The 24,733-nt window shown below is 41.9% G+C and carries 22 protein-coding genes, 2 tRNA genes and 1 pseudogene; 9 read left to right on the forward strand and 16 right to left on the reverse strand.

Features of this window, described 5'->3' with window-relative positions; translation table 11 throughout:
* Positions 1 to 1,286 (forward strand): annotated as a pseudogene (locus HGJ91_RS11060) (hypothetical protein); the annotation flags it as partial.
* 8 nt (positions 1,287 to 1,294) lie between these two features.
* Here HGJ91_RS11060 and HGJ91_RS11065 read toward each other — a convergent pair.
* Positions 1,295 to 1,891: a TIGR04211 family SH3 domain-containing protein gene (locus tag HGJ91_RS11065; RefSeq protein WP_291347813.1), complete on the reverse strand. Its 597-nt coding sequence runs from the start codon at positions 1,889 to 1,891 to the stop codon at positions 1,295 to 1,297.
* Positions 1,892 to 2,057: 166 nt separating this feature from the next.
* On the opposite strand from HGJ91_RS11065, the gene HGJ91_RS11070 reads away from it, so the two are divergent.
* Complete coding sequence (locus HGJ91_RS11070; RefSeq protein WP_291347814.1) at positions 2,058 to 2,381, forward strand: hypothetical protein; 324 nt, start codon at positions 2,058 to 2,060, stop codon at positions 2,379 to 2,381.
* Here the strand turns inward: HGJ91_RS11070 and HGJ91_RS11075 are convergent.
* Positions 2,371 to 3,252, reverse strand: coding sequence for a DMT family transporter (locus tag HGJ91_RS11075; RefSeq protein ID WP_291347815.1), 882 nt, complete (start codon positions 3,250 to 3,252; stop codon positions 2,371 to 2,373). The two genes, HGJ91_RS11070 and HGJ91_RS11075, sit on opposite strands and share 11 nt — an antisense overlap.
* A gap of 84 nt (positions 3,253 to 3,336) precedes the next feature.
* On the opposite strand from HGJ91_RS11075, the gene nagZ reads away from it, so the two are divergent.
* Positions 3,337 to 4,329: a beta-N-acetylhexosaminidase gene (gene nagZ / locus HGJ91_RS11080; RefSeq protein WP_291347816.1), complete on the forward strand. Its 993-nt coding sequence runs from the start codon at positions 3,337 to 3,339 to the stop codon at positions 4,327 to 4,329.
* 9 nt (positions 4,330 to 4,338) lie between these two features.
* Here nagZ and tsaD read toward each other — a convergent pair whose 3' ends face one another.
* Together tsaD and purM are read right to left on the reverse strand one after the other, a co-directional pair.
* Entirely contained in the window at positions 4,339 to 5,340 is a 1,002-nt protein-coding gene (tsaD, locus tag HGJ91_RS11085) for a tRNA (adenosine(37)-N6)-threonylcarbamoyltransferase complex transferase subunit TsaD (RefSeq protein ID WP_291347817.1), read from the reverse strand.
* A 28-nt stretch (positions 5,341 to 5,368) separates the two neighbouring features.
* Positions 5,369 to 6,412, reverse strand: coding sequence for a phosphoribosylformylglycinamidine cyclo-ligase (gene purM, locus HGJ91_RS11090; RefSeq protein ID WP_291347818.1), 1,044 nt, complete (start codon positions 6,410 to 6,412; stop codon positions 5,369 to 5,371).
* Positions 6,413 to 6,572: 160 nt separating this feature from the next.
* Between purM and HGJ91_RS11095 the strand changes: the two genes are divergently transcribed.
* The 4 genes from HGJ91_RS11095 to HGJ91_RS11110 all read left to right on the forward strand — a co-directional run bounded on the left by HGJ91_RS11095 (position 6,573) and on the right by HGJ91_RS11110 (position 9,607).
* Positions 6,573 to 7,886 carry a homoserine dehydrogenase gene (locus HGJ91_RS11095; protein WP_291347819.1) on the forward strand — a complete coding sequence of 438 codons (1,314 nt, stop codon included), beginning with the start codon at positions 6,573 to 6,575 and terminating at the stop codon, positions 7,884 to 7,886.
* 8 nt (positions 7,887 to 7,894) lie between these two features.
* The gene (gene thrH, locus HGJ91_RS11100; protein ID WP_291347820.1) at positions 7,895 to 8,500 is read left to right on the forward strand and encodes a bifunctional phosphoserine phosphatase/homoserine phosphotransferase ThrH; all 606 of its coding nucleotides are present in this window, start codon (positions 7,895 to 7,897) and stop codon (positions 8,498 to 8,500) included.
* A complete protein-coding gene (gene rfaE1 / locus HGJ91_RS11105) occupies positions 8,500 to 9,459 on the forward strand; it encodes a D-glycero-beta-D-manno-heptose-7-phosphate kinase (RefSeq protein ID WP_291347821.1) in 960 nt (319 codons plus the stop codon). Before thrH ends, rfaE1 begins: the two co-directional genes overlap by 1 nt.
* 71 nt (positions 9,460 to 9,530) lie before the next feature.
* Positions 9,531 to 9,607 (forward strand) — tRNA-Met (locus tag HGJ91_RS11110).
* A 68-nt stretch (positions 9,608 to 9,675) separates the two neighbouring features.
* Here the strand turns inward: HGJ91_RS11110 and HGJ91_RS11115 are convergent.
* The 7 genes from HGJ91_RS11115 to HGJ91_RS11145 form a co-directional block, all read right to left on the reverse strand.
* Complete coding sequence (locus tag HGJ91_RS11115; protein WP_291347822.1) at positions 9,676 to 9,984, reverse strand: nucleotidyltransferase domain-containing protein; 309 nt, start codon at positions 9,982 to 9,984, stop codon at positions 9,676 to 9,678.
* 393 nt (positions 9,985 to 10,377) lie between these two features.
* Positions 10,378 to 10,465 (reverse strand) — tRNA-Leu (locus HGJ91_RS11120).
* A 65-nt stretch (positions 10,466 to 10,530) separates the two neighbouring features.
* Positions 10,531 to 11,172: an L-threonylcarbamoyladenylate synthase gene (locus HGJ91_RS11125; protein WP_291347823.1), complete on the reverse strand. Its 642-nt coding sequence runs from the start codon at positions 11,170 to 11,172 to the stop codon at positions 10,531 to 10,533.
* Positions 11,169 to 12,932 carry a phosphoribosylamine--glycine ligase gene (gene purD, locus HGJ91_RS11130; protein ID WP_291347824.1) on the reverse strand — a complete coding sequence of 588 codons (1,764 nt, stop codon included), beginning with the start codon at positions 12,930 to 12,932 and terminating at the stop codon, positions 11,169 to 11,171. Before purD ends, HGJ91_RS11125 begins: the two co-directional genes overlap by 4 nt.
* Positions 12,929 to 13,888: a D-alanine--D-alanine ligase gene (locus HGJ91_RS11135; protein WP_291347825.1), complete on the reverse strand. Its 960-nt coding sequence runs from the start codon at positions 13,886 to 13,888 to the stop codon at positions 12,929 to 12,931. The genes purD and HGJ91_RS11135 overlap by 4 nt, the downstream gene beginning before the upstream one ends.
* Before the next feature lie 14 nt (positions 13,889 to 13,902).
* On the reverse strand, positions 13,903 to 14,394 hold the full coding sequence (locus HGJ91_RS11140; RefSeq protein ID WP_291347826.1) for an SHOCT domain-containing protein: 492 nt from the start codon (positions 14,392 to 14,394) through the stop codon (positions 13,903 to 13,905).
* Positions 14,391 to 14,762 carry a DnaJ family domain-containing protein gene (locus HGJ91_RS11145; protein ID WP_291347827.1) on the reverse strand — a complete coding sequence of 124 codons (372 nt, stop codon included), beginning with the start codon at positions 14,760 to 14,762 and terminating at the stop codon, positions 14,391 to 14,393. Before HGJ91_RS11145 ends, HGJ91_RS11140 begins: the two co-directional genes overlap by 4 nt.
* Positions 14,763 to 14,972: 210 nt before the next feature.
* Between HGJ91_RS11145 and fusA the strand changes: the two genes are divergently transcribed.
* Complete coding sequence (gene fusA, locus HGJ91_RS11150) at positions 14,973 to 17,003, forward strand: elongation factor G (protein WP_291347828.1); 2,031 nt, start codon at positions 14,973 to 14,975, stop codon at positions 17,001 to 17,003.
* On the opposite strand, the gene HGJ91_RS11155 is transcribed toward fusA, so the two are convergent.
* From HGJ91_RS11155 to HGJ91_RS11175, 5 genes are all read right to left on the reverse strand, one after another.
* Positions 17,000 to 18,442: a M48 family metallopeptidase gene (locus HGJ91_RS11155; RefSeq protein ID WP_291347829.1), complete on the reverse strand. Its 1,443-nt coding sequence runs from the start codon at positions 18,440 to 18,442 to the stop codon at positions 17,000 to 17,002. The two genes, fusA and HGJ91_RS11155, sit on opposite strands and share 4 nt — an antisense overlap.
* A 43-nt stretch (positions 18,443 to 18,485) precedes the next feature.
* Complete coding sequence (locus tag HGJ91_RS11160; RefSeq protein ID WP_291347830.1) at positions 18,486 to 19,406, reverse strand: ABC transporter permease; 921 nt, start codon at positions 19,404 to 19,406, stop codon at positions 18,486 to 18,488.
* Positions 19,407 to 19,417: 11 nt separating this feature from the next.
* Complete coding sequence (locus tag HGJ91_RS11165; RefSeq protein WP_291347831.1) at positions 19,418 to 20,497, reverse strand: ABC transporter permease; 1,080 nt, start codon at positions 20,495 to 20,497, stop codon at positions 19,418 to 19,420.
* A gap of 18 nt (positions 20,498 to 20,515) precedes the next feature.
* A complete protein-coding gene (locus HGJ91_RS11170; RefSeq protein ID WP_291347832.1) occupies positions 20,516 to 22,030 on the reverse strand; it encodes an ABC transporter ATP-binding protein in 1,515 nt (504 codons plus the stop codon).
* A 77-nt stretch (positions 22,031 to 22,107) separates the two neighbouring features.
* On the reverse strand, positions 22,108 to 23,265 hold the full coding sequence (locus HGJ91_RS11175) for a BMP family ABC transporter substrate-binding protein (RefSeq protein ID WP_291347833.1): 1,158 nt from the start codon (positions 23,263 to 23,265) through the stop codon (positions 22,108 to 22,110).
* A 716-nt stretch (positions 23,266 to 23,981) separates the two neighbouring features.
* Here HGJ91_RS11175 and HGJ91_RS11180 point away from each other — a divergent pair.
* Positions 23,982 to 24,602, forward strand: coding sequence for a hypothetical protein (locus HGJ91_RS11180; protein WP_291347834.1), 621 nt, complete (start codon positions 23,982 to 23,984; stop codon positions 24,600 to 24,602).
* The last annotated feature ends 131 nt before the right edge of the window (positions 24,603 to 24,733 follow it).

Below are 24,733 nucleotides of genomic sequence, written 5' to 3' on the forward strand. Positions count from 1 at the left end.
AAACCAGTATCCGGGACAACCTTGAATTTTTAGAGATACGACCTCAAATATTTTCTTTATCATCGCTTTACACTCTTTTTTTTAAACTTGAATCCAAATTAACCCAAAAGGATTTAACCCGGTTAAAACTCTGGCAGCAAGAAAAGGAAATGCTTCAATACTGTGAGTTGAAAACAGATGAATTCAATTGTTTCTTTAACCGGGCGATTGATAAAAATCGATATGAGCTTTTGATTTCAAATCATTTGAAGCGGCTTGGTATTATCATTGGACAAGCAGATCGACGGGCAGATATTTTTCTGGATTTGCTGTCTTCTGACAAATTAAAGGAAGAAGCGACCCTGGAGAACTTAAGTAAGCTGGACCAGACGGCATCCCGCTTAGAAGCCATCGTGTCAAATTCCATTAAAGAAGCGGTCACCGGGTTAAAAGATGAAATAGCGTCCAATATCAAGACATTTTTTGTCAAGGACGAAAAAGGCATCTTAAAAAAGACCCAGGCCTATATTGGAACGACTTACCATGATGTTGAACAATACAGATCCGTGGTAAAGGAATCAGGGTTTAACCAGATTTTATATTTAATGTTTCAGGAGTTTAACCGCAGGCTTGCGTTATATGGTATTGAAGAGGTTAATCCCCGGTTAAAAAGATTTGTTGAGGCCCAGGAAGAAAGAATCGTCTCCTATTTTCAATCTTTGTTTGAGTCATATCAGATTGATTTGTTAAAATTTGATCAGTATTCACAATTTGAAGACATATCAAAATTGACACAGCAGCAAAGTGATTTTATTGATGCTGTGGATATTGACAAGCTAAAAAAAATACTGGGCCTTCAAGTACCGGCCCTGATTTTTGAGGCACGCTACACACCCGGAATCAAGGCCAATATCATCACTGGTTTTTTCCTGCAGACAGTGACGCAGATATTTTCCTCTTTATTTAGTAGAAAAGCCGTATTTTCATTTTCTCCGGGACTGGAAAAAACAGCTGTGAAAATCAAAAAGGAAAACCAGAAGGTCATAAAAAATCAATTTGAACAATACCCTGTAACGTTGAGAACAAATTATTTTTTACCTCTGATTGACGCGGCCACAAGGGAGTTTAAAGAAAAAATAGATGAGCAGTTCAACCGGTATCACTCTTTCAAAGAAGAGAGTGAACGTCTTTTTTCTTTAAAGCATTCTGAAAAAAAAGATCAAAAAAAGAAGGTATTATCTATAAAACAGCAAATTCAAAAGCTATCCGATGATATAGCATCATACTCAGAAACATTTAAAATTTAAAAACAGGATTAGCCCAGCAAAGAACCGGATCGTCGTTTTTTTGAAGATATATTATGTCCAATAATCCATCCCAGCAGCAACACACCGACCCCGGCCAGAAACCATTTGATCATGTCGATTTTTAAAAAGCCTTTATTTTCTTCTTTTAATATCTCAATTTCCCTGGAAAGCATTGAATTTTTTTCCTGAAGCCTCTTGTTTTCTTTAATAATCTTTTGACTGTTTTTGGATGGTTCGATCAGAGGAGTCTGCTTCCTTTCTTTTTCGTCCAGGGCTGTTGTTAAAGATGCCTGAAGGTCTTTGTTCTTCTGTTTTAATTGATCGATAATAAAGGGTTTCGGCAGTTCAAAAGTGATAAATTTTTTATTTACCCAGCCGATTTCCTTAGATTGGAGCTCAACTTTATAGAAGTCGTTTTTTTCTTCCAGAATTAAGACAGGGGTATTGCTTTTTAAGGTTTTTATTACCGCATAAGAGGCACCGGGTCCCTGCCGGAACGTTAACAGCAGCATATCTGAAACCCAGCCGGTTTTAGCAAAAGTAAGCTGGGGAAACAAACAAGTTATTGTAATAAATATCGTCAAAAGGAGCAGCGGTTTTTTCATATTTATTCATACCTCCATTAGGTTTTATATTTCAATACCAACCCCTGTTCTATTTTACAATAAAAAACTCTTGCCAAAATATACATAACAGGAGTATCAATCAAGTCTATGTGTGACCTTTAGGTTATGAAGTTAAAATTAAAAAATATTTGAATGGAGTAATATTATGACACATCACCACCATGACAGCCACGACCACAGTCACGATCATTCCCATGGTCATTCTCACAGCCATGATCATTCTCACAGCCACAGTCATTCTCACAGCCACGATCATTCCCATGAGCTGACATTTGAACAAAAGCTTGAGAAATTGTTTGCCCATTGGATTGATCACAATGAAAGTCACAAGGATACGTTTCTTACCTGGGCCGGCAGGGCAAAAGAGGCGGGGCTTTCCGGGGTTGCAGAAAATCTGGAAAAGGCCGGGCAATTGTCCGAAGACGTCACCGGGCAGCTTAAGGATGCATTAAATAACCTTAAGGGATAAGATTTTTTCTTGAATATAATTGTGATGTCAGCATGCCTGCCAGCATTAGACCGCATCCAAAAATGGCAGAGCCTGAAAGAATTTCATTTAAAATGATCCATCCGCCGATAGCGGCGACAACTGATTCAAGGCTGAAGATAATCGCAGCATGGGAAGCAGGACTGTTTTTCTGTCCGTAAATCTGGAGTGAATACGCCACCCCCACAGACAATACACCGCCATAAAGTAAAGGGATGGAAACACTTAAAATATCTGCGAGAATAAAGGTTTCAAATACGGCTGCTACCAGCAGGCTTAACGCTGCGCAAATCATGCACTGGACCAATGAAAGCTGGGCCGTGTTAAACCGGTTGGAAATTCTTCCGATAATGATCAGGTGGAAGGCAAAACAAACGGCTGAACAGAGAACCAGAAGATCTCCAAAGTTCATGGTCAAGTCTTTGGTTACGCTTAAAAAAAACATGCCAATGGTGGCCATGATTGCACCGATCCATGTTCCGAGAGTGGTTTTGTCCTGTTTGAGGAAAAGGTTTAAAATAGGAACAATGACAACATAAAGTCCTGTGATAAACCCGGCTTTACCGGCTGTTGTGTAGACAAGTCCAACTTGCTGGAAGGAGATACCGAAGAAAAGGAAAATACCTGAAATAGTCCCTGCTTTTATAAGTCCGTCGTTTTTTTTGCCGGATGTTTTGTTTCGTGTTAAAAGGACAACAGGCAATAAGGAGAGGCATCCCAATACAAAACGAAGACCATTGAAGGTAAACGGCCCGATATGATCCATCCCGATTCTTTGGGCAACAAAGGCAAGGCCCCAGATGACGGCAACAAACATTAATATAAAATCTGATTTAAAAGTAATAGATTTCATGGTATCCAAATATTATGGTTAAAAAAATACCTTCTAATATTTACTTTATTAATATTAAAAGCAAGGAGTTCGTCAAGGAAATAGATGGATAGAGATATAATAACTCAAAAAGTAATGGCCGGGCAGCGATTGATGCTGGGATTTGACGGCATTGAATTAAATGATGATTTAAAACATATCATCGGTGATATTAAAGCCGGCGGCATTATATTGTTTAAAAGAAACATTGAAACACCCGAACAGGTGACCCGTCTTTGTCGCGCCTGCCAGGACTATGCAAAGTCATGCAACATTCCGCCTTTGTTCATCTCAGTAGACCAGGAAGGCGGGGTAGTTGCAAGACTTAAGGAGCCGTTTACGGTATTCAGGGGGAATCCTTTTATTGAATCTATTCAGGATGCAAGGAATTTTGCCGCTGTCACAGCAGATGAGTTAAAAAAGGCCGGGATCAATATGAATCTTGCCCCGGTTCTGGATATTGTGCCGGAAGGGGTGGACGGCATTATGAAAGACCGGGCGTTTAAAGGGGGCGCAGAACAAGTGTCAACCCTTGGCATGGAAGTGATTCATACCCTGCAGGAAAACGGTATTATGGCTGTGGCCAAGCATTTCCCGGGTATTGGCAGAACCCTTAAAGATTCCCATTTTCACCTTCCGGTTCTGGATATTGATCTTGAGACCCTCAGGCAGTCAGACATGGTTCCGTTTGCAGCTGCGAAAAATAAAGGCGTTGCCGGGATAATGCTGGCTCATATTTCATATCCGCAGCTTGACCGCCTGTGGCAGGCAAGTCTGTCCCCCTTTATTGTCAATGAGCTGCTACGGACTCAAATGGAGTATGATGGGCTTGTGATGACCGATGATCTGGATATGAAAGCCATTCAGCATGATATGAAAATTTGTATCCGGCAAATTTTGAAGTCAGGAATTGATATGGCTTTGATTTGCCATAAGGGACCTGATATTGATAAAGCCTCACATGAAATCATAGGGCTGCTCAATGAGGACGAAAGTCTTTATGGAATGGGTGAAAAATCGGTTGAAAGAATATTAAAGATTAAAAAAAAATATCTGTAAGCCCTAAGTTTAATCTATTCTTGTTTTTGAAAATACATCATGGTCAAGGCGGCATGTATTCCCCTGTTGAATCATAGTGTATCCTCTTGCTGCAACCATGGCCGCATTGTCGCCGCAAAGGTCAGCAGAAGGGGCAAAGATTTCGATGTTTTTGTCTTTTGATTTACAGGATAATTTGTCCACAAAGGTTTTGTTGGCAGATACCCCGCCTGTAATACCAATGTGGTTGCATTTTTTATACTGAGCCGCATTCATCAGTTTTTGTGACAGCACATCAATGACGGCTTCCTGAAATGAGGCAGCAACCTGTGCCTTTTCATCCTTGGAAGATATGTTATTATTATGGATATACCGTGCCACTGAAGATTTAAGACCGCTGAAACTGAAATCAAAGCTGCCTTTTTCAAGCAGTGTCCTGGGAAACGAAATGGCGCCGGGATCTTTTGTCTTTGCAAGGATTTCAATTATCGGCCCGCCTGGATAGCCTAGCCCCAGCATTTTTGCTACCTTGTCAAAGGCTTCTCCAGCGGCATCATCTCTTGTCTGTCCTAACAGTTCAAAATGGTCATACGAGGTAACATGATAGATATTTGTGTGGCCTCCGGATACCACTAAGGCGATAAAGGGGAAAGCCGGTTTTTTGTCCATCAGAAATAACGAATAGATATGCGCTTCCAGGTGATTGACGCCGGCCAGGGGAAGTTGCCTGGCCCAGGCAAATGATTTGGCAAAACAAAATCCCACCAAAAGGGCACCGATCAGCCCGGGGCCCCTTGTTGCAGCGACAGCAGCGATATCCTCAATTTTGATGTTTGCCTTTTTTATAGCTTCATCCACCACCGGGGTAATGGCTTCGATGTGCATTCGAGACGCCAGTTCCGGTACAACACCCCCATATTTGTTATGAACATCAATCTGGGAGGCGACTACAGAAGACAGGATGTCTGTGCCGTTCTGAACAATTGAGGCTGCGGTTTCATCGCAGGAGGATTCAATCCCTAAGACTATCATGATACACTAATGATAAGACCCGTCAGGGCTAGACCCATTGAGTCTGTGCTTCATTATTCTCCCTGGATTCTATCTCACCGATGAAATATGCTTTTTCATCCATTGCCCCGAGCCTGTCCATGACTTCCTGGGCAGATGTTTCCGGCACAACAATCACCATGCCAATGCCATTGTTAAACGTTCTCTGCATTTCGAAATTTGAGACAGAACCCTCTTTTTGAAGTATCTTGAAGACAGGCGGGATTTCCCAGGCATCTTTGTGAATAATGGCTTTACAGGCTTCAGGGATTACCCGGATGATATTTTCATCTATGCCGCCTCCGGTGATATGCACAAGGCCGTGAACGGGCAGATCTCTTAAAAGGCTTAATATGGTTGGAACATAAATGGTCGTTGGTTTGAGAAGTTCTTCTCCAAGGGTGATGCCAAGTTCATTGAGTCTGGTATTTACATCATAATTGCATTTGTCAAAAAAGATTTTTCTGACCAGGGAAAACCCATTGCTGTGCACACCGCTTGATGCAAGGCCGATGAGTTTATGACCGTTTTTGATATAGGAGCCATCTATGATTTTATCATTGTCCACCATACCCACAGAGAATCCGGAAAGGTCGTATTCGCCGTCGTGATACATCCCCGGCATTTCTGCGGTTTCTCCGCCGATCAAAGCACATCCGGCTTCATTGCATCCTTTTGCAACTCCTGAAATAATTTTTTCAGCCACATCATTGTTCAAAACTCCCATGGCCAGATAATCAAGGAAAAACAAAGGCTTTGCACCCTGAACAATAATATCGTTCACACACATGGCCACAAGATCAATACCGATGGTATCATGTTTGTCCATCATAAAAGCGATTTTAAGCTTGGTCCCGACCCCGTCGGTTGAACTGACCAGAACCGGGTCGGACACATTGGAAAGATTCAGGGAAAAAAGACCTCCAAAACCGCCGATCTCACCCATTACACCTGATCGCGGAGTGGATTTTGCGATATCTTTAATTCGATCAACCAGTTTATTTGCTTTATCTATATCGACACCTGAATCTGCATAAGTTAAGGAGTTGCTCATATAAGTTTACCCTTTTTAATTATATTAGATTAAGATTTCCAGAACGTTGCAAGGATAAACATAATGCGCTGAAAAGTCAAAAGTTTTTTGACATCGTCATTTGAATATTGTATCTACATTTAATTTTAAACGCAAATTATTATCGGAGACGCCAAAGGGAATGAAAACGATCAATATTGGAATTTTAGGGTACGGCGTTGTCGGCGCGGGTGTGGCAAAATTGTTAAAACAAAAAAAACAATTGCTGGAATCCAGAACCGGTGCTGTTTTAAACCTTAAGACTATTGCTGATATTGATACTGCCACAAACAGGGGTATTGATCTTGGGACAACCGCCCTGGTTTCCGATGCAAACGTGGTTATGGATGATCCCGCCATCGATATTGTCGTGGAAACCATTGGGGGAGAGACCATTGCAAGGGAATTTATTTTAAAATCTCTTGAAAATAAAAAACATGTGGTCACAGCCAACAAGGCTCTTCTGGCAAGCTTTGGAAATGATCTTGTCACGGCAGCCAGGAAAAACCAGGTGGATCTGGCCTTTGAAGCCAGTGTCGGCGGCTGCATGCCGGTTATTAAATTTCTGAGAGAGTCCCTTGTGGCCAATGATATCAAATCCATGTCAGCGATCTTAAACGGAACCTGCAATTATATCCTTACAAAAATTTCCAAGGACGGGTCTGACTTTGAAGATGCGTTAAGGAAAGCCCAGGAACTGGGGTATGCTGAAGCCGAGCCCTCTTTGGATATAGATGGATTTGATACCGCCCATAAGCTTGCTATTTTAAATTCCCTTGCCCACGGCATGGAAATTAATTTAAAAGATATTTATGTGGAAGGTATCCGCAATATTACACCGAAGGATATTGAGTTTGCAAAGGACTTTGGATATATCATCAAGCTTCTGGCCATTGGGAAAATCCATGAGGACTATGTGGAAGCAAGGGTGCATCCCACAATGATATCCAGTTCAAACCCCCTGTCTCACGTTGATGGGTCCATGAATGCTATTGCCATTGATGCCGATGCCACAGGACAAACCATATTGTACGGTCATGGTGCCGGTATGATGCCGACGGCCAGTGCTGTTTTAAGTGATATCGCAGATATTGCACGAAATATTATTTCAGGTATCAAACGAAGGGTGCCTATTCTGGGATATCCTGAAGACAATATTAAATCGATTCCGATTCTTCCCATGGAAGAGCTGTATACAAAATATTATCTCAGGTTTGAAGCCCAGGATCATCCGGGTGTGCTGGCTAAAATCTCCGGGATTCTCGGAGAAAACAACATCAGTATTAAATCAGTCCATCAAAAAGGCCGGAAAAGCAATGGAAAAGTCCCGATTGTAATGATTACCCATACGGCTAGGGAAGCGGGGGTACAACATGCCTTAAAACAGATTTCAAAAACAGATTCAGTTGTTGGCAGACCTGTTGTTATTAGAATAGAAGAAATAGCTGAGGAGTAGAGTGAGGAATGAAAATATTGGTTGCAGATCTGGAAGGTGTGTTTTTACCGGAAATATGGATTAATGTTGCAAAAAAAACCGGAATTGAAGAACTTAAGCTGACCACCCGGGACATTAGTGATTATGATGTGTTAATGACCCGGCGGCTTGCGATATTAAAGGAGAATAATTTAAAAATCCAGGATATTAGAGATGTGATTGCCACCCTGGAACCGCTCGAAGGAGCTCTGGAAGCTTTAAACTGGATCAGGGAAGAGTCACAGATTGTTTTGCTGTCAGACACCTTTGAAGAGTTTGCAAAGCCTTTGATGGCAAAGTTGAACTATCCCGTACTTTTATGCCATAGCCTGACCATTGACAAAGAAGGCAATATCACAGATTACAATCTTCGGATTGACCAACAGAAAAAAGAAGCGGTTAAAGCCTTAAAAGGGCTGAATTATCATGTGATTGCTTTTGGAGACTCCTATAATGATATCAAGATGATCCAGGAAGCAGATCAGGGATTTTTCTTTAACCCGCCGGATTCGGTGATCACGGATTTCCCTGAAATTTCAGTGACCCGGAACTATTCGGAACTTAAAATCATGATAGGCTCATTATTGGATACATAATGATTAATATTGATGATTTTAAAAAAGTAAAAGCCCTTGTTATCGGTGATATGATGATTGATGAGTATCTGTGGGGCAGTGTGGACCGGATCTCGCCTGAGGCGCCGGTTCCTGTGGTTAGTGTGCAAAAAGAAAGCCATGCTCTTGGCGGAGCCGGAAATGTCATCCATAATCTGGTGGCCATGGGGGCACAAGTAGTTGCCATCGGTACAGCCGGAACCGGAAAAGCCGGCCAGATGATATTTGAAAAGCTTGAAGATCTGGGCATTGAAACAGATGGAATCATCAGTGAACCCCAAAGGCCGACAACCCGAAAAACAAGGGTGATTGCATCCAACCAGCAGGTCTTGAGAATTGATAAGGAAATAAAGAAGAATATCAATGGAAAGACCCTTGAAAAACTGGTTAAAATCATTGAGAGCAAAATTAAAGATGCAGATCTGATAATTCTTTCGGATTATGATAAAGGCCTGATCACCAGAGGACTGGTCCAACAGATAGTCAAACTGGCAGGGAAGCATAACGTCCTGACGATCGCTGATCCCAAATCTTTGAATTTTTCCAAGTATGAACAACTCTCCATACTCACACCCAATAGAAAAGAGGCAAGTCTTGCCGCAAATATGGATATCAATTCAGAGCAGGACCTCTTTGCCGCCGGCCGGAAAATCATGGACCAGGTTAAGCTGGACCGACTTTTAATTACCTGCGGTAAAGACGGCATGGCGTTGTTTGAAAAGGGTAAGGAGCCGTATACTATTGAATCCAGAGCCCGGCAGGTATTTGATGTTTCCGGTGCCGGAGATACGGTGATTTCTCTTTTGGGTCTCGGGCTTGCCGTGGGTGCGACATTTAACCAGAGCGCCTCAATTGCCAATGCAGCAGCAGGCATTGTAGTTGCAAAGGTGGGGACTGCGACTGCGTCCATTGATGAACTTAAGCAGGCTTTGGCCGATTAAAAAATGTTCTGACAGAATATTAAAAAAGCTTGACAGAAACAAGGCAATTCTATATATTGCTCCGATATTGATGCGGGGTGGAGCAGTCTGGTAGCTCGTCGGGCTCATAACCCGAAGGTCGTTGGTTCAAATCCTTCCCCCGCTACCAAAGAAATAACAAGGGTCTTGGAAGCTTTCTAAGGCCCTTTTTTTATTTCTATATTTAGACTTTCCGAATCAAGCAATCTCTATACCTGTATTCAATATTTCATTAGCAAAAGGATTTGAAGTCTGAAAATCAGATTCCCTGAATGCGTGGGGCTCAATTCTGGTATCAAATTTTCTTCTAAGTTTCATTAATTGAACCTGCATGTCAAAAGAATCATCAAGATTTTTAAAAATGATTGCCAAATCAATGTCGCTGTCTTCTTGGACTATACCTTTAACATATGAGCCCAAAATATAGACCTTTTTGATATTTGGATCTCTTTTCCTGATAAAATCAATATATTTGTGAGCTATTTTAGAAGCTTTTTCTTTATCCATTCTCTGAACTCCTTGATATTGTAAACCCACTCTTTTGTAAAAGTATTTGAACACTTTTTATAAAATTCTTTTTTATAATCATCATATCTTCCCCGGATATTAAAAGCGGATATGGTATCCAAAATATCTTTTTGGTCATCATCAAGTATTAAGTTCCCCTTTTTCGAACAAATGGATCATGGCCTGAAAATCATCGTCAGAACTATCAATCCAATATTTAATATGTTCTTTAAATTCATGATTTACAGCATACAGTGTAAAAAAAAAATGACAATAATATTTCTTCAAGGAATTGAAGACAAATCCATGAATTGGAGATTGACTTTTGCTTCCTGGAGCCATTCGATAAAACAAAAAGGCCTTCAGCTAAAACGCTGAAAGCCTTGATATGCTTGGTACCGGAGGCGAGACTTGAACTCGCAAGAGCCTAAAGCCCGGAGGATTTTGAGTCCTCTGCGTCTACCAATTCCACCACTCCGGCATGAATGGTTCTTTTTTTAAGGGAAAATGTGAATTTTGTCAATGAAATTATGATATCTCTGGATGTTAACTTACCAGGATTTCATTAATTTTGCGGGCTGAAATTTCTCCTTCCCTGATAATATTAATATTTAAAGCGGTAATATCTACGATGGTTGATCCTACGCCTCCTTTTAGAATACCCGCGTTCAACACCAGGTCGGCATGATCAATAATGGAGGGAACAAGCTGGTCGGTCCTGCTGCAGCCATTTTGGCCGGACAGATTGGCGCTGGTGCCGGTAATGGGAAACCCGACAGATTCAACAAGGGCTTTTGCAACCGGATGTGCTGGAATTCTCACCCCTATCTTTCCGGTACCGGCAGATAAAAGCTGCGGGATATTATCTTTGGCTTCAAAGATAATGGTCAGATTTCCGGGCCAGAACGCGTTCATTAGTTTTTCAGCCGGTTTGGAAATTGTTGTGACAAGATCCGGCAGCAGGGCTCTGTCAGGGAGGAGGATGAGAATCGGGTTGTTTAACGGCCGGTTTTTTAAATGGAAAACTTTTTCCACAGCCTTTTTGTTCAAAGCATTGGCTGCAACCCCATAAAGGCATTTAGCCGGAAAGATTACCACTCCATTGTTCTGGATAATCTTTCCGGCTAAATCAATAATGTCAGATTCAGGATTTACAGGATCAATGCTGACTATTTTGGGGGACATCATACAAAAGATTGTGCCTTTTTATTGACTTTATCTGCCATTTCCTGCTTAAAGGCTGAAAGTTTATCTGCAATTTCAGGGTCTGAAACAGCAAGGATCTGGGCCGCAGAAATGCCTGCATTATAAGCCCCTGATTTTCCAATAGCCATGGTTGATACCGGGATTCCCGGAGGCATCTGTACTGTTGCCAGCAAAGAGTCCATCCCCTGAAGTGCGGATGAATCAATGGGGACACCTAAAACGGGAAGGGTGGTATGAGCTGCTATGACACCTGCGAGATGGGCTGCATGACCTGCACCGCAGATGAGAACTTTTATTCCTTTTTCTTTTGCTTTAATGGCAAGTTTGGCTGCCCTTTCCGGGGTTCTGTGGGCAGAAGCAACTGTGACAGTGTAGGGGATATCAAATTTTTTCAGTATGGACAGCGTTTTTTCCATGACAGGAAAATCAGAGTCGCTTCCCATGATCACTCCCACCCGGGGGGGTATGGAAAGCCGTTTTAAAGCCTTTGCCCCGATATCTTTGCGATAGAAGTGCTTGTTAAAAGAGATTTTTTCACAGGATTCATATGCCCTGTCAATGGCTTGTTTAACGCTGTCGCCCAGAGATGTTACCCCCAGGACCCTTCCGCCTGAACTAACGACTTTATCGTCTTTTAATGCGGTTCCGGCATGAAAGACAACGGTATCTTTAACTTTGTTCGCTTCATCCAGGCCGAATATTTCTTCCCCTGTTTCATAGGAGCCGGGATAGCCGCCCGAAGAAATCACCACACACATGGCAGCTCTCGGGTCTATTTTTGTAGTATAATTATGCAGGGTACCGTCACAGCAGGCTTCCATCAAGGGAACCAGGTCATTTTCAAGTCTCATGAGAATGGGCTGGGTTTCAGGGTCTCCCATTCTTGTGTTAAACTCAAGCACTTTTATCTGGTCTTTCTCCACCATAAGGCCTGCATAGAGGACGCCTTTAAAAGGGGTGCCTTCTTTTGCCATACCCTTTACAGCCGGGATCATAACATCATTCATGGCTTTTTCCCGGAGCATGTGATCCAGGACCGGGGCAGGTGAGTAGGCTCCCATACCACCGGTATTGGGCCCTTCGTCATTGTCGAAAATTCTTTTGTGATCCTGGGATTCCGGCAGCGGCAGAACTGTCTTTCCATCTGTCAGTGCAATAAAAGAGGCTTCTTCCCCTTTCAGGCATTCTTCCACAACAACAATGGCGCCGGCTTCTCCAAACGCATTATCATTGATCATGGAATCAATGGCTTCATTTGCTTCTTCCAAGGTTGAACAGATGATGACCCCTTTACCGGCGGCAAGGCCGTCAGCCTTAACCACACAAGGGGCGCCCAGAGCCTTTGCATAGGCTTTGGCTTTGCCGGTATCAGTAAATGCTTTTCCCATGGCACAGGGAATATTGTATTTTTGCATATGCTGCTTTGAAAAAAGCTTGCTGCCCTCAAGCCTTGCCGCAGCTTTACTGGGACCAAACACCTTTAAACCGTTTTCTTCAAAAACATCTGCAATCCCTTTTACCAGAGGACCTTCCGGACCGACTACCGTTAGATCAATTTCATTTTCCCTGGCAAAGGCAGCCAGAGCATCAATATCTTCTGCATTGATAGGGACAGATTCCGCAAGTTCGTGAGTACCCGCATTTCCCGGAGCACAATATATTTTTTCCACCAAAGGGCTTTTTGATATTTTCCATACCATTGTATGTTCACGGCCACCACCACCAACGACTAGAATCTTCATGTTGATCTCCTTAATTTTTGTTTTGTATGTTCTTTGATTGACAAATGGATGAGCTTGTCCATAAGTTCGGTAAAAGAATACCCTGCCACCTGGGCAGACTGGGGGTAAAGACTGGTTGCCGTCATCCCCGGGATTGTATTGGTTTCAAGAACAGTCAATTCATTGTTACAAAGGATCAAGTCTGTTCTGGAATATCCTTTCAGAAAAAGGGCCTGATGCGCTTTGACGGCAATTTTCTGGACTTTTTTTGTGGTGTTTTCATCAATACGGGCAGGGCAGATTTCCTCGGTTGCTCCGGCAACGTATTTTGCCGTATAATCGAAAAATTCATGACCTTCTCCCGGGATGATTTCAATGACCGGTAATGCTTGAAGTGTATCATTTCCCAGGACACCACAGGTCAGTTCAATTCCCTTAATATATTTTTCAATAATAATGGTATCATCATGCTCAAACCCTAAATTTATGGCATCTCCAAGATCTGATTCATCCTTGACAATGGTCATTCCCACACTTGATCCGGCGCAGGCCGGTTTCACTACCAGGGGAAGATCTAACGCGGTCACAATTTTTGATGGTTCGATTTTTTCATTCATTGAAAATGAAAGATAGGAAGGAGTGGGCACCCCGGCACCGTCATAAAGTCTTTTTGCAACCAATTTATTCATGGCCATTGCACTTCCCAAAACCCCTGCACCCTGGTAGGGAATATCAAGCAGGTCCAAAAGTCCCTGAACCGTTCCGTCTTCTCCAAAAGGACCATGCAGAATGATCAGGGCTGCATCAATCTTATCTGCATCAATGACAAGCTGTTTTAGATCTGTTTTGGGGTCATACAGGGCGATATCATACTTGTCCTTATTGAGAGCACCCAATACCTGTTTGCCGCTGTTAAGAGACACCTCTCTTTCCGAAGAGACACCGCCGGATAAAAGAGCCAGCCTGATTTTTTTCATAGTAAACTCCTGTTTTATCCTTGAATAATGTTTTGTCTTGCCTTGTCAAACTCTGCTCTGGTGATGAGATCTTTTTCAAAAAGTGCCGTCAGTTTAAGAATTTTTTGTTCTGTTTTGCTGATACTATTTTCAATGAGGAGTCTGTCCGAAGGAGTTGAAAGAGGATGGTCAATGAGCAGAAGTTGATTTTCTTTTGCCGTTATTTTAAAGGACGCAAGCCCTCCAAGAATCCTGACTTCAAGTGTCTTGTCCCGGAATTCCGGCATGGCGAGGATGTCTTTGATATCAGAAGAACGCTTACTCATCCTCTGATAGAAAATCCAGGAAATTGCCAGGACTAAAATGCCGATACAGCCCATTATCCATGGCAGGTAGTGATATACTCCCTTGAACAAAATAATGGTAATGCCGACACCTGCCAACAAAAAAACATGTAACAGCAGGATAAAACAAGCGATGAAAATACTTCGGAAAAGACTGTCTTTATCTTTATTCCAAAAATTCATGATATTTTTTTCATAATATTGTTCCGGTAAGCATCTGTCATCATGGATGAACAGGACCTGTCTCCCCTCATGGTGTTCAATTTGACAAAAAGGTAATTCAATTTTTTTTGAATTTTCAGTCTTTCAGGAGAATCAATCATCGCTGCTTCAAGCAATCGTTCGGTTTGAGTGATCTTTTTTGTAAGTTCAACTTCCGGGGGAAGAAAACCAGAATTTTTTAATATTTTATGAGCAAGACGGAACTCCTGCGGAACATGCTGGTCTTCAAAATTCAATGGCTTACTGGTGCCGTCAAGATTATCAAATGCCCCATTTTTTTGAGCTTTTTTTATTCTTTCTTCAACAAGTGCTTCAAATCCCGGAATCATAAAATTTTATTTACCCCTGAAAATATTTAATGGTCAAATGTCGGGTTACTAATTTTTAAAGTTTTAATTTTATTAAACCCGTAACCGATTTGCAAGGGATATTTTCTTGACACCTATTAGGCAATGCTGTATCAAATATCATTTTAATTTAAAGAATTTATCAAGAATTTAAGCAAAAAATGCAAACAATAAAGATAATTTGATTGTAAAATGAGCAAACAAAAGAATATCAGTCAGTTTAGAAATATTGGGATCATGGCCCATATTGATGCGGGTAAAACCACCGTAACGGAAAGGATCCTTTACTACACTGGAAAATCTTATAAAATTGGTGAAGTTCATGATGGTGAAGCTGTCATGGACTGGATGCAGGATGAACAGGATCGAGGGATAACCATCACCTCTGCTGTGACCACTTGTGAGTGGAATAAATCCCTTATCCAGATCATCGATACTCCGGGACATGTTGATTTTACCGTTGAGGTGGAAAGGGCATTAAGGGTTCTGGATGGAGCCATTGGTGTTTTCTGTGCCGTGGGGGGTGTTGAACCACAATCTGAAACTGTCTGGAGACAGGCAGACAGATATTCAGTTCCCCGGCTGGTCTTTATTAACAAGATGGACAGAACCGGCGCGGACTTTTTCGGTGCTGTCAACTCCATAAAAGAGAAGTTTGGGGCAAATCCTGTGATCCTTCAATTGCCCATGGGTTCAGAAGATAATTTTGCCGGTATCATTGATCTTGTCAACATGAAACAGATCACCTGGGATGATGAAACCCAGGGTGTCGAGTATTCAAAGGATGACATTGCTCCTGAATTTGAAGAGATAGCTTACGAATGCCGGGAAAAACTTCTTGAAGCCATATCGGAATTCAACGATGAGATAATGGAGAAATATCTTTCAGAAGAGGATATTTCGGTTGGGGAAATTATCAAAGCCATTCGGGCTGCAACCATTTCAAGGCAGATCGTGCCGGTATTTTGCGGAAGCGCTCTTAAAAACAAGGGCATTCAACCATTACTCGATGCCATAGAGTTATATCTGCCAAGCCCCCTGGATGTCCCGCCTGTTAAAGGTGTACACCCCGAAACTGAAGAAGAATTAGAATTTTTACCCCAAAAAAACGGTCCCCTCGCAGCTTTGATTTTCAAAGTCTCCATGATTGAAGGAAGAAAGCTTTCTTTTGCCAGGATCTATTCCGGTAAACTTGAGGCAGGATCTGATGTGTTCAACCCCTTATTAAAGAAAAATGAAAAATTATCCAGAATTCTTCAAATGCATGCCAATAAAAGAACGCGGTTAAAAGAGGCGTTGGCAGGGGCTATTATCGGTATTGTCGGACTTAAAGATTCCGGAACCGGTGATACCTTATGTTCACAGGATTATCCTGTTTTTCTTGAAAAAATAGAATATGAGGACCCTGTAATTTCCATTGCAATTGAGCCTAAAACCCATGCTGACCAGGAAAAACTCGATGATGTACTTGAAAAGTTCACTATCGAAGATCCGACTTTAAAGGTGAGCCGTGATGAAGAAACCGGCCAGACAATTTTATCCGGCATGGGTGAACTCCACCTTGAGATTATTATTTCAAGGATGCTAAAAGAGTTTAAAACAAATGTCAATGTGGGGAATCCCCAGGTTGTTTACAGGGAAGTGGTTACCTCCAGATCAAGAGGCCATGCTGTTTTTGAAAGAGAAATTTCAGGGAAGATGCATTTTGCAAATGTCAGTATCTGTCTTGAACCCTTAAATCGGGGCGATGGGGTTACATTTAATTGTAAAGTGGGAAATGACCAGATCCCTGAACAATATATTCCAGCCATTGAAAATGGAATCCGGGAGAGTCTTGAAGGCGGATATCTTAAAGGATATCCCCTGGTTGATATCGCTATTGTGATTGAAGGTGGCAGCTTTGATGATCGAAGCTCTGAACTCGCCTTCTCCGTTTGTGCATCCATGGCATGTAAGGATGCTTTGGAAAATGCCTCTTTAGGGCTTCTTGAACCGATTATGGAAGTTGAGATTTTTATTCCGGATACTTACATGGGCGATGCCATATCCGATTTGAATGCAAGGGGTGGAAAGGTGGAATCCATCACTCCGAAAGCGGGTATACAGATTGTAAAAGCCGTGGTCCCTTTGGCTAAAATGTTCGGGTATTCCACAGCACTTCGATCTGCCAGCCAGGGCAGAGGAACTTTTACCATGCAGTTTTCGCGTTTTGACAGGGTTTAGTTTTTAATATTCTTTACGGATTGTTTTTTTAATCGAGTTAAAAGTTCTTTTGCTTTTTTTATTTTAATTTCATCCTTTAATTCGTCTAAAGCCTTATTTAAATGAACAATGGCAGTTTTATTATGATTGATTTCAGCATAATAGACTCCAAGATAATAATGGGAAAGCACTTGTTTTTTTTCAAGTGACATAATATTTGCCAGGCTGTAGTATGCTTTTGGATATAAGGATGGCGCCTTGTTTAAAACGGTATTGAAAAGATTTTTGGCTTTTGTCAGGTTTCTTAATTCAAGGTGTGCGGTTGCCTGATGAAATCTGGCCGCAAGACCCATGACAGGGTCCCTCTCAAGCCCTTTAAGGACGTTGAGCGCTTTTTGGGGCTCACCATTCAGCAGATATATTCTACCCATTTCAAGCAGTATCATTGGATCGAGAATATTAATGGAGAGCGCTTTTTTCAGATGCGACAGGGCTTTTTCTCTCATGAATTTTCTGGCATAAATAAGGCCCATTCCATAATGGATGGCAGCAGTGTCAGTGGCGTCAGCAGCGTTAGCGTTTGAAGAACTGCCTTCCAGCTTTGTGGCCAATTGATTAAATGTGGGTTCAATGTCTGCATAAAGCCCTAAAAGTCTGTATTTTACCATGTCAAATCTGAAATCTTCATCGCATTTTATCTTCTTCTCCGAAGGGATGTAGCCTTCGAGAATCGTTTCAACATGGGCAATCCGGTTGCCGGTTCCGGGATGGGTCTTGACATAGTCGGGGATTCCTTCCACGCCCCGGTAATCAGCCGCCCTGATTTTCATCAAACCGGATAAGAGCCCTTCAGGTGCGAAACAGCTCTTTTTTAAAAACATGATTCCTTTTTCATCAGCTTCCGTTTCATTTTCCCTTGTGAATGCAAGCATGGCTGTCTGACCGATGGCCATTGTGCCTGTGATAACTGCCGCTCCGGCATCGCCACCTGATTTGCCGCCGATGATGGCACCGGCCAGCATTCCTGCCAGGCTTCCAATGTTGATAAATTTTGCACGATCAATGGATTCAGATACATGACGACTTGCGGCATGGGCAATTTCATGCGCGATGATTCCTGCCAGTTCATCAATGGAATCAAGGGCTGTAATCAATCCCCGATAGGCAAAGATATTGGCAGCCGGGCTTGCAAATGCATTAAAAACATCATCGTCCACAATGTAAAATGAATAGTCAAACGGCTGGGGCGGCAGAAAAGTCAGGATATGATTGCCAACCTGTGTAATCATATGACCGGCAACAGGATCATTCAATATCATCTGTTTTTCCTGTACCATTTTCATGAATTTTTTGGCGACTTTTTTTTCTTCCGGAATGGATATGGCAAAGCTGCTGTTCAGGGAAAATGAAAAGAAAAAGACCAGACTGGAAAAGACACAAAAATATTTGAATGATTTCATAAAATTATTATCGATAAAATCGAATAAAAAGTCAAAGAGTTTGTTATCTTTCGCCACGTTTATAGGGCTCTGCCAGCATGGCAGGGGCATTTAATTTTCTGGGGTCTTTAAGACTGATCAACAATAGAATAAAGAGCGTTGCGATATAGGGGAGCATGGCTAGGAAGCTGGGTGAAATTCCCAGGGGCTGCAGCAAATACTGAACCACAAAAAAGCCGCCAAACAGGAATGCCGCCCATATGGCACGCCCGGGGTTCCACAGGGCAAAAATGGTTAGAGCAATGGCAATCCAGCCTCTTCCCGCCGTCATTCCCTCTATCCATGATTTTGAATAGGATATGGAAAGATGGGCACCTGCCAGGGCTGAAAATCCTCCTCCGATGAGGACACTCAAATATCTGAGTCTGAAGACATTGACCCCTTGAGTTTCAGCCGCTTTTGGATTTTCTCCCGTTGATCTGATCTGTATCCCCAGACGGGTTCTTTCAAGGAAAAACCAGGCGGCAAAAGCAAGAACTATCGCAAGATAGAAAAACGGACCCTGAGTGAACAGAATTTTCCCAAGCCAGGGAATATCCGATAACCAGGGAATGCTCCAATCTTCCATTTTGATTGAAAGGGGTTTGCCCACATAAGGTTTGCCAAGCATACCGGAAAGCCCTAAGCCCAGCATGGTCAATGCAAGCCCGGAGACAACCTGATTGGCCTGCAATGTTACAGAAGCAAAGGCATGGATGCTGGAAAACGCTATGCCCGTGGCTGTGGCAGCAAGAACGCCCAGCCAGGGCTGGCCGGTTGTCATGGTGACGATAAAGGCTACAACAGCTCCCATTGCCATTACGCCTTCAACGCCTAAGTTAAGGATGCCGGACCTTTCACAAATCACTTCACCTGTTGTGGCAAGAAGTAAAGGGGTTCCCGCAACCATAGCTCTATGAAGTGTTAAAACAATAATATCTTCCATCTATTGCATCCTTATTTGTTTGAAAATTGCAGGGTGATTTTATGATTTAAAAAATAATCCCCCATAATTAAAAATATCAACAACGTGCCGTTCACAATTTCAACTGTGGCAGCAGGCAGTCCCAGCGATATCTGTATGGCATCGCCACCCACCAGTATCCCTGCAAAAAAGATTCCTGAAACCACAGTATAGAGTGGATTTAATTTGGCAAGCCATGCGACGATGATGGCGGTAAATCCATACCCCGAGGAGATTGAAGCAGGATATCCAAGATAGTGATGAATCCCCGCCACTTCGCCGACACCGGCAAAGCCTGCAAGCCCACCGCTGATGGCCATGAGGATCAGGCCTGTTTTTAGAAAATTTATCCCTGCGTACTTACCGGCATCCGGGTTTTCACCCACCACCCTTGCTTCATATCCAAAGCGCGTTTTATAGATGACCACACAAAGCACAATGGCACAGATGAGTGCCAGAATCAATGTGGCATAGTGAATTCGGGAACCGGGGATCAGACCTAAAATGGCAGAATCGGGAAGGTTATCTGTTCCGGGAAACCCGAACCGTGTTTTTCCTTTCCAGGGGCCGACAATAAGCAGGGTTAAAAATTCAGCACAGATATAGTTGAGCATTAAAGTGGAAATCACTTCATTAATGGCGTATTTGATTTTCAGGATGGCGGGTATGATTCCCCACAATGCCCCGCCGATAAAGCCTGAAAGAAAAATCAAGGGAATTATGATATAGGATGGCAACGCCTCTCCAAAGGTCAGTCCCGTCCAGGTAGCAAAAATTGCTCCCATTAACATCTGTCCTTCTGCACCGATGTTCCAGAAGTTTGCCCTGAAAGCCAGGGTCAGCCCTGTAGCGATCAGGATCAAAGGAATAGCTTTGGTGATGGTTTCCTTAAATCCGTAAAAAGAACCAAATGATCCTGAAAAGATCTCAGTGATGGCATAGATGGGATTAACTCCCGCAATCAGGAAAATAGTACTGATCACCACAAGCGCTGCCAAAAGAGAGAGAATATTGGTCATGAAGGATCTTAAGGTGGTTATATTATATCGGTCTGTTGTTTTGATTTTTATCATTATTTTTTTTCCACTGAATCAGATCCTTTTTGATCCTGCCATCATCAGGCCGATGTCAGAAAACCGCTTATCGTCTGAATCAAGAACTGCCATGAACTCACCATCAAAAATAACAGCAACCCGGTCACAAAGTTCAAATATTTCTTCAAGATCTTCAGAAAACAAAATCACGGCGCTTCCTTGTTTCCTCAGTTCCAAAAGATGTTTTCTTAAGAATTCCGTTGCCCCGACATCCAGCCCGTATGTGGGGTGTGATGCTACAAGAAGCTGTGGCTGCTCACTGATTTCTCTTCCAAGGATGAGTTTTTGAATGTTCCCGCCGGAAAGGTTCCTGATCTGGCTGTTAATGGAATGGGTAGAAATTTTAAATTTATTAACAATGGTTTTTGTGTGATTCTTTATCTGATTGTATTTCAGAAAATAGCGTCTGGAAAATTTTTTTAAATGATGCTGTTTGAGAATAGCATTATCATATAAAAAAAGGCCCGGAGCGATTCCAAACCGGATTCTTTCTTCCGGTACGTGGGAAACACCGTTGTCATAAATGTGTCTGGGAGATTTGTTAGTAATGTCCTGGCCATTTACGGTCACTTTTCCTGATGAGATGGGTCTGATACCGGTAATGGCCTCTGCAAGCTCACGTTGTCCGTTGCCGGAAATTCCTGCAATACCGAAAATTTCATTTTTAAAAAGTTCAAATGAGATATTTTTAAGAGCCAAAAGGCCTTTGTCTCCGATGACATTGATGTTTTCAACAGATAGAATTTTTTTGCCTTTGATCAGTTTTTCCCTGTTGATATTGAAGACAACATCTCTGCCCACCATCATCCGGGCCAGGGATTTTTTATCGGTATTTTTTGTGTCGGAGCTTCCCACAATTTTTCCTTTTTGAAGCACCATGACCCGGTCACAGATTTCCATGATTTCATCAAGCTTGTGTGAAATGAAAATAATCATGTGGCCTTTGGATTTCATTTCCCTCAGTATGGAAATCAGTTCTTCGATTTCCTGGGGAGTCAGAACAGATGTGGGTTCATCAAGAATAAGAAGGTCGGCACCATTTAAAAGTGCTTTAATGATTTCCACCCGCTGCTGTTCCCCGGCTGAAAGCTGCCAGATTTTTTTGTCAGGATCAATATGAAAATCGAATTTTTTAGAAAACAGTTCAATTTTTTTCCTGATTTTTATTTTTGGGAAAAAAAACGGCGTCTCTTTATAGCCCAGTGCAATATTTTCAATCACGGAATGATTCTGCACGAGCATAAAGTGCTGATGAACCATTCCAATGCCATGGTTGATGGATTCAACAGGATTGTTGATCCGAACGCTTTTACCGTTGATTTTGATTTGGCCGGAATCGGGCTGGTAAAGCCCATACAGAATATTCATCAATGTGGTTTTCCCGGCCCCGTTTTCGCCCAAAAGTCCTACAATTTCACCGGGTTCAACACAAAGATCAATATCCTGGTTGGCAGGGATACCCTGAAATGATTTTGAGATGCCGCTCATTTCAAGGCATTGGATTTTTTTCATAAGGCCCTTTAAAAAAAATCGGGGTAAAAGAAAAGCCGGGAAATTATATCCCGGCTTTTCTCAAGAGGTTGTTTTGTTTACTGGGGGACGTCGCCTTCAACATTGTCCACATAATACATAATGCTGAGAAGGTCGCCTTTTGATGCTGTTTCTCCAGCCTTTATTTTCAGGGTTCCCTTATTATCGCTGATGGGGCCGGTAAACGGCTCAAATACATCAACTCCCTGTTTCATCTGCGCGTATCTTTTTACAACAAGATCATAGGCAGAAATTTTACCAAATTCCTTTGTATCAAGCATGGCTTTTTTCAATGCACCCACAAACTTGGGATTGATGATATCGGTTGGGCTGCCGCCAAGAATGGCTGCTTTTTCTTTGGCCAGCCACCAGAGGTCCTCATTGGTCCAGGTTTTATTATAAATATCGCCAAGAATTTTGGTATACATTCCGCCCCAGTTCATGAGCTGTCCTGAAACAACAGAATCTACGCCATAGGGCTGCATGGGAGAATAATGGCTGAAGGTATAAATCTGTTTTCCCTTTTCCGAATGGCGCTGTCCCACTTCAATGACGGCAGGTGTATCTTCGGTAAAGGCTAAGGCATCGCAGCCTTCAGCAATCAGGGCTTCGGCAGCTTCTTTTGCCTTATCCGGCCCATACCAGGCATAAATCCATTTTACATTAAGTTTGGCCGCGGGATTTGCCGCTTTGATCCCCAGGGCATAGGCATCAATATGACGGACCAGTTCCGGAATCGGGAAAGCTGCCACATAACCGATCTTGTTTGTTTTGGTCAATGCGCCGGCCATAATTCCGTTTAGATAATACATCTGGTATAGATCACCAAAATAAGTCCCCACATTATCGGAACGTTTGAATCCTGAACAATGCATGAAAAGCTTGTCAGGATACCGGGTGCCGGCTTTAATGGTCTCGTCCATGAATCCAAAGCTGGTGGTGAAAACCACATCACATTTTTGTTGTTGAACAAGTCGGTCAATGATTCTTGCACAGTCAGCATCTGCAACAGATTCTACAAAAATGGTTTCCAGCCAGGGAAATTTTTTTTCTGCATATTGCCGCCCCATATCATGGGCATGGGAAAATCCATAATCACCCACAGGACCGACATAAATAAAGCCGGCCTTTAACTTTTTGTCGTCGGCAAAGGCAGTTGTAGAAAAGCCAATCAAAAATATAGAACACATTAACACCAATATCATCCATTTTTTCATTCCTGTTCGCTCCTTATATTAAGTTGATTAAAATTCTAAGGATAATACGATAATTAGGTGTTTGCAGTCAACAATTAGATTTTGAAACTGGATGTTTGCCATAAGGGTCAAAAAAGGATCTCATTTTTAAATATTTTCACAAACCCGTTGATTGGGCAACGCAACCCACCCGTGGAGATCCGGGGTGTCTTATCCTTCATAGTGCCTGAATAATTTTTGAAAGTTCACAAAGATCTTCCATTGGACGGCAAAAACTCACTCGTTCCTCGCTCAAACAATTTGCCGTCTTAACCATTCCAGATCTTTGGAACTTTTATAACCTTTCAGGTCACGCGCAAAAATCACAGGCAAACCGGTCGAACAAGACACCTCGGATCTCCTTGATACCATACACCCCTGATAATCCCGTTGATGTTTTTATCAATAATTTCCGAGACCAGACTCTAAAAACAGGTGGCTGGATTCAGAATATCACTTTACATATTTTAGCTGGTATGTCAGGGTATATTGAGCTGTTTCAACAATAAATTTAAAAACTGCATTGATGCTTTGGTATTACCTTATAAAGAAAATATATAGCGTTAATATACAGATTTTTTTCTGCTTAATACAATACGATAAGCTGACCGCTCCGCAGTCGGCATTTAAACAAGCAAGCTTGTTTAAATGCCTGCGATGCTCGCGGCTTAACAGCCGCCGTTATGAGGAATACATAAATGGATAAGTGGTTTGGTCTAATTGATATAATTGATGAAATTAAAAAGTATGATTCTAAGCAGGCACAAGTTCTTCCAGTTTATAAAAAAATTGATTCCGTCCTTGAGAAAGAAACTTTCTTTTTGCTTTCTGTAAAATCAAAAATAGCAAAAAATTGTCTTAAAAGACCTGATTTCGATCAGGAAGAACGTCTTTCCGACAAACCTTTTACAAGAGAAATCCCTGAAGGAAGGAAGATTTTACCCAGAATTCGAAATCGTTTCTCTATCTATGACGATGCTGAACAAGGTCTTTCAAATTGGTTCAGAAAATCTACTCAAGAAAATATTTATCTAAGAAAGCACTCCTTTTCTAACGGTAGAATGAAATTTAAAATTGAGTTAAAAAAGGAAATAGTTCTCGAAGATTTAAGAATTACTAAACGGAAAGGTCTTTTCTGTTTTGATATTTTTAGGTTTTCAGAAAAACCTCTAAATGAAATAAATTGTCCTAAAGTGGACGAAGTAGTGCGGGGAAATAATTATATTTACGAAACATTTTTTAGAACCAATAGTATGGTAAGATCATCTCGATTTAGAATGAACTCAGTTTCATCAATAATGGGAAAGGTATTGCTTTAGTTAAAGAAATCTCATAACCCATATGAGCCACCCTATAGTCAATAGGCAATAAAAATTTTTAGGGAAAAAGCCATTTTCCCTTAATATAGCGTTAACAAAAAGAATCTCCTGACTTAAATTCAAAATATGCA

It is taken from the genome of Desulfobacula sp. (genome assembly GCF_014237455.1).
Taxonomy (GTDB): domain Bacteria; phylum Desulfobacterota; class Desulfobacteria; order Desulfobacterales; family Desulfobacteraceae; genus Desulfobacula.

Coding starts and splice junctions, on each gene's coding strand:
- HGJ91_RS11070 (WP_291347814.1), top strand. CDS start 2,058: ATGACACATCACCACCATGACAGCCACGACCACAGTCACGATCATTCC.
- rfaE1 (WP_291347821.1), top strand. CDS start 8,500: ATGATTAATATTGATGATTTTAAAAAAGTAAAAGCCCTTGTTATCGGT.
- HGJ91_RS11075 (WP_291347815.1), bottom strand. CDS start 3,252: ATGAAATCTATTACTTTTAAATCAGATTTTATATTAATGTTTGTTGCC.
- HGJ91_RS11125 (WP_291347823.1), bottom strand. CDS start 11,172: ATGATGTCCCCCAAAATAGTCAGCATTGATCCTGTAAATCCTGAATCT.
- HGJ91_RS11140 (WP_291347826.1), bottom strand. CDS start 14,394: ATGAATTTTTGGAATAAAGATAAAGACAGTCTTTTCCGAAGTATTTTC.
- HGJ91_RS11175 (WP_291347833.1), bottom strand. CDS start 23,265: ATGAAAAAATGGATGATATTGGTGTTAATGTGTTCTATATTTTTGATT.
- fusA (WP_291347828.1), top strand. CDS start 14,973: ATGAGCAAACAAAAGAATATCAGTCAGTTTAGAAATATTGGGATCATG.
- purD (WP_291347824.1), bottom strand. CDS start 12,932: ATGAAGATTCTAGTCGTTGGTGGTGGTGGCCGTGAACATACAATGGTA.
- purM (WP_291347818.1), bottom strand. CDS start 6,412: ATGAGCAACTCCTTAACTTATGCAGATTCAGGTGTCGATATAGATAAA.
- HGJ91_RS11145 (WP_291347827.1), bottom strand. CDS start 14,762: ATGATTCCGGGATTTGAAGCACTTGTTGAAGAAAGAATAAAAAAAGCT.
- HGJ91_RS11165 (WP_291347831.1), bottom strand. CDS start 20,497: ATGATAAAAATCAAAACAACAGACCGATATAATATAACCACCTTAAGA.
- tsaD (WP_291347817.1), bottom strand. CDS start 5,340: ATGATAGTCTTAGGGATTGAATCCTCCTGCGATGAAACCGCAGCCTCA.
- HGJ91_RS11115 (WP_291347822.1), bottom strand. CDS start 9,984: ATGGATAAAGAAAAAGCTTCTAAAATAGCTCACAAATATATTGATTTT.
- HGJ91_RS11065 (WP_291347813.1), bottom strand. CDS start 1,891: ATGAAAAAACCGCTGCTCCTTTTGACGATATTTATTACAATAACTTGT.
- HGJ91_RS11160 (WP_291347830.1), bottom strand. CDS start 19,406: ATGGAAGATATTATTGTTTTAACACTTCATAGAGCTATGGTTGCGGGA.
- HGJ91_RS11155 (WP_291347829.1), bottom strand. CDS start 18,442: ATGAAATCATTCAAATATTTTTGTGTCTTTTCCAGTCTGGTCTTTTTC.
- HGJ91_RS11095 (WP_291347819.1), top strand. CDS start 6,573: ATGAAAACGATCAATATTGGAATTTTAGGGTACGGCGTTGTCGGCGCG.
- nagZ (WP_291347816.1), top strand. CDS start 3,337: ATGGATAGAGATATAATAACTCAAAAAGTAATGGCCGGGCAGCGATTG.
- HGJ91_RS11180 (WP_291347834.1), top strand. CDS start 23,982: ATGGATAAGTGGTTTGGTCTAATTGATATAATTGATGAAATTAAAAAG.
- HGJ91_RS11170 (WP_291347832.1), bottom strand. CDS start 22,030: ATGAAAAAAATCCAATGCCTTGAAATGAGCGGCATCTCAAAATCATTT.
- thrH (WP_291347820.1), top strand. CDS start 7,895: ATGAAAATATTGGTTGCAGATCTGGAAGGTGTGTTTTTACCGGAAATA.
- HGJ91_RS11135 (WP_291347825.1), bottom strand. CDS start 13,888: ATGAAAAAAATCAGGCTGGCTCTTTTATCCGGCGGTGTCTCTTCGGAA.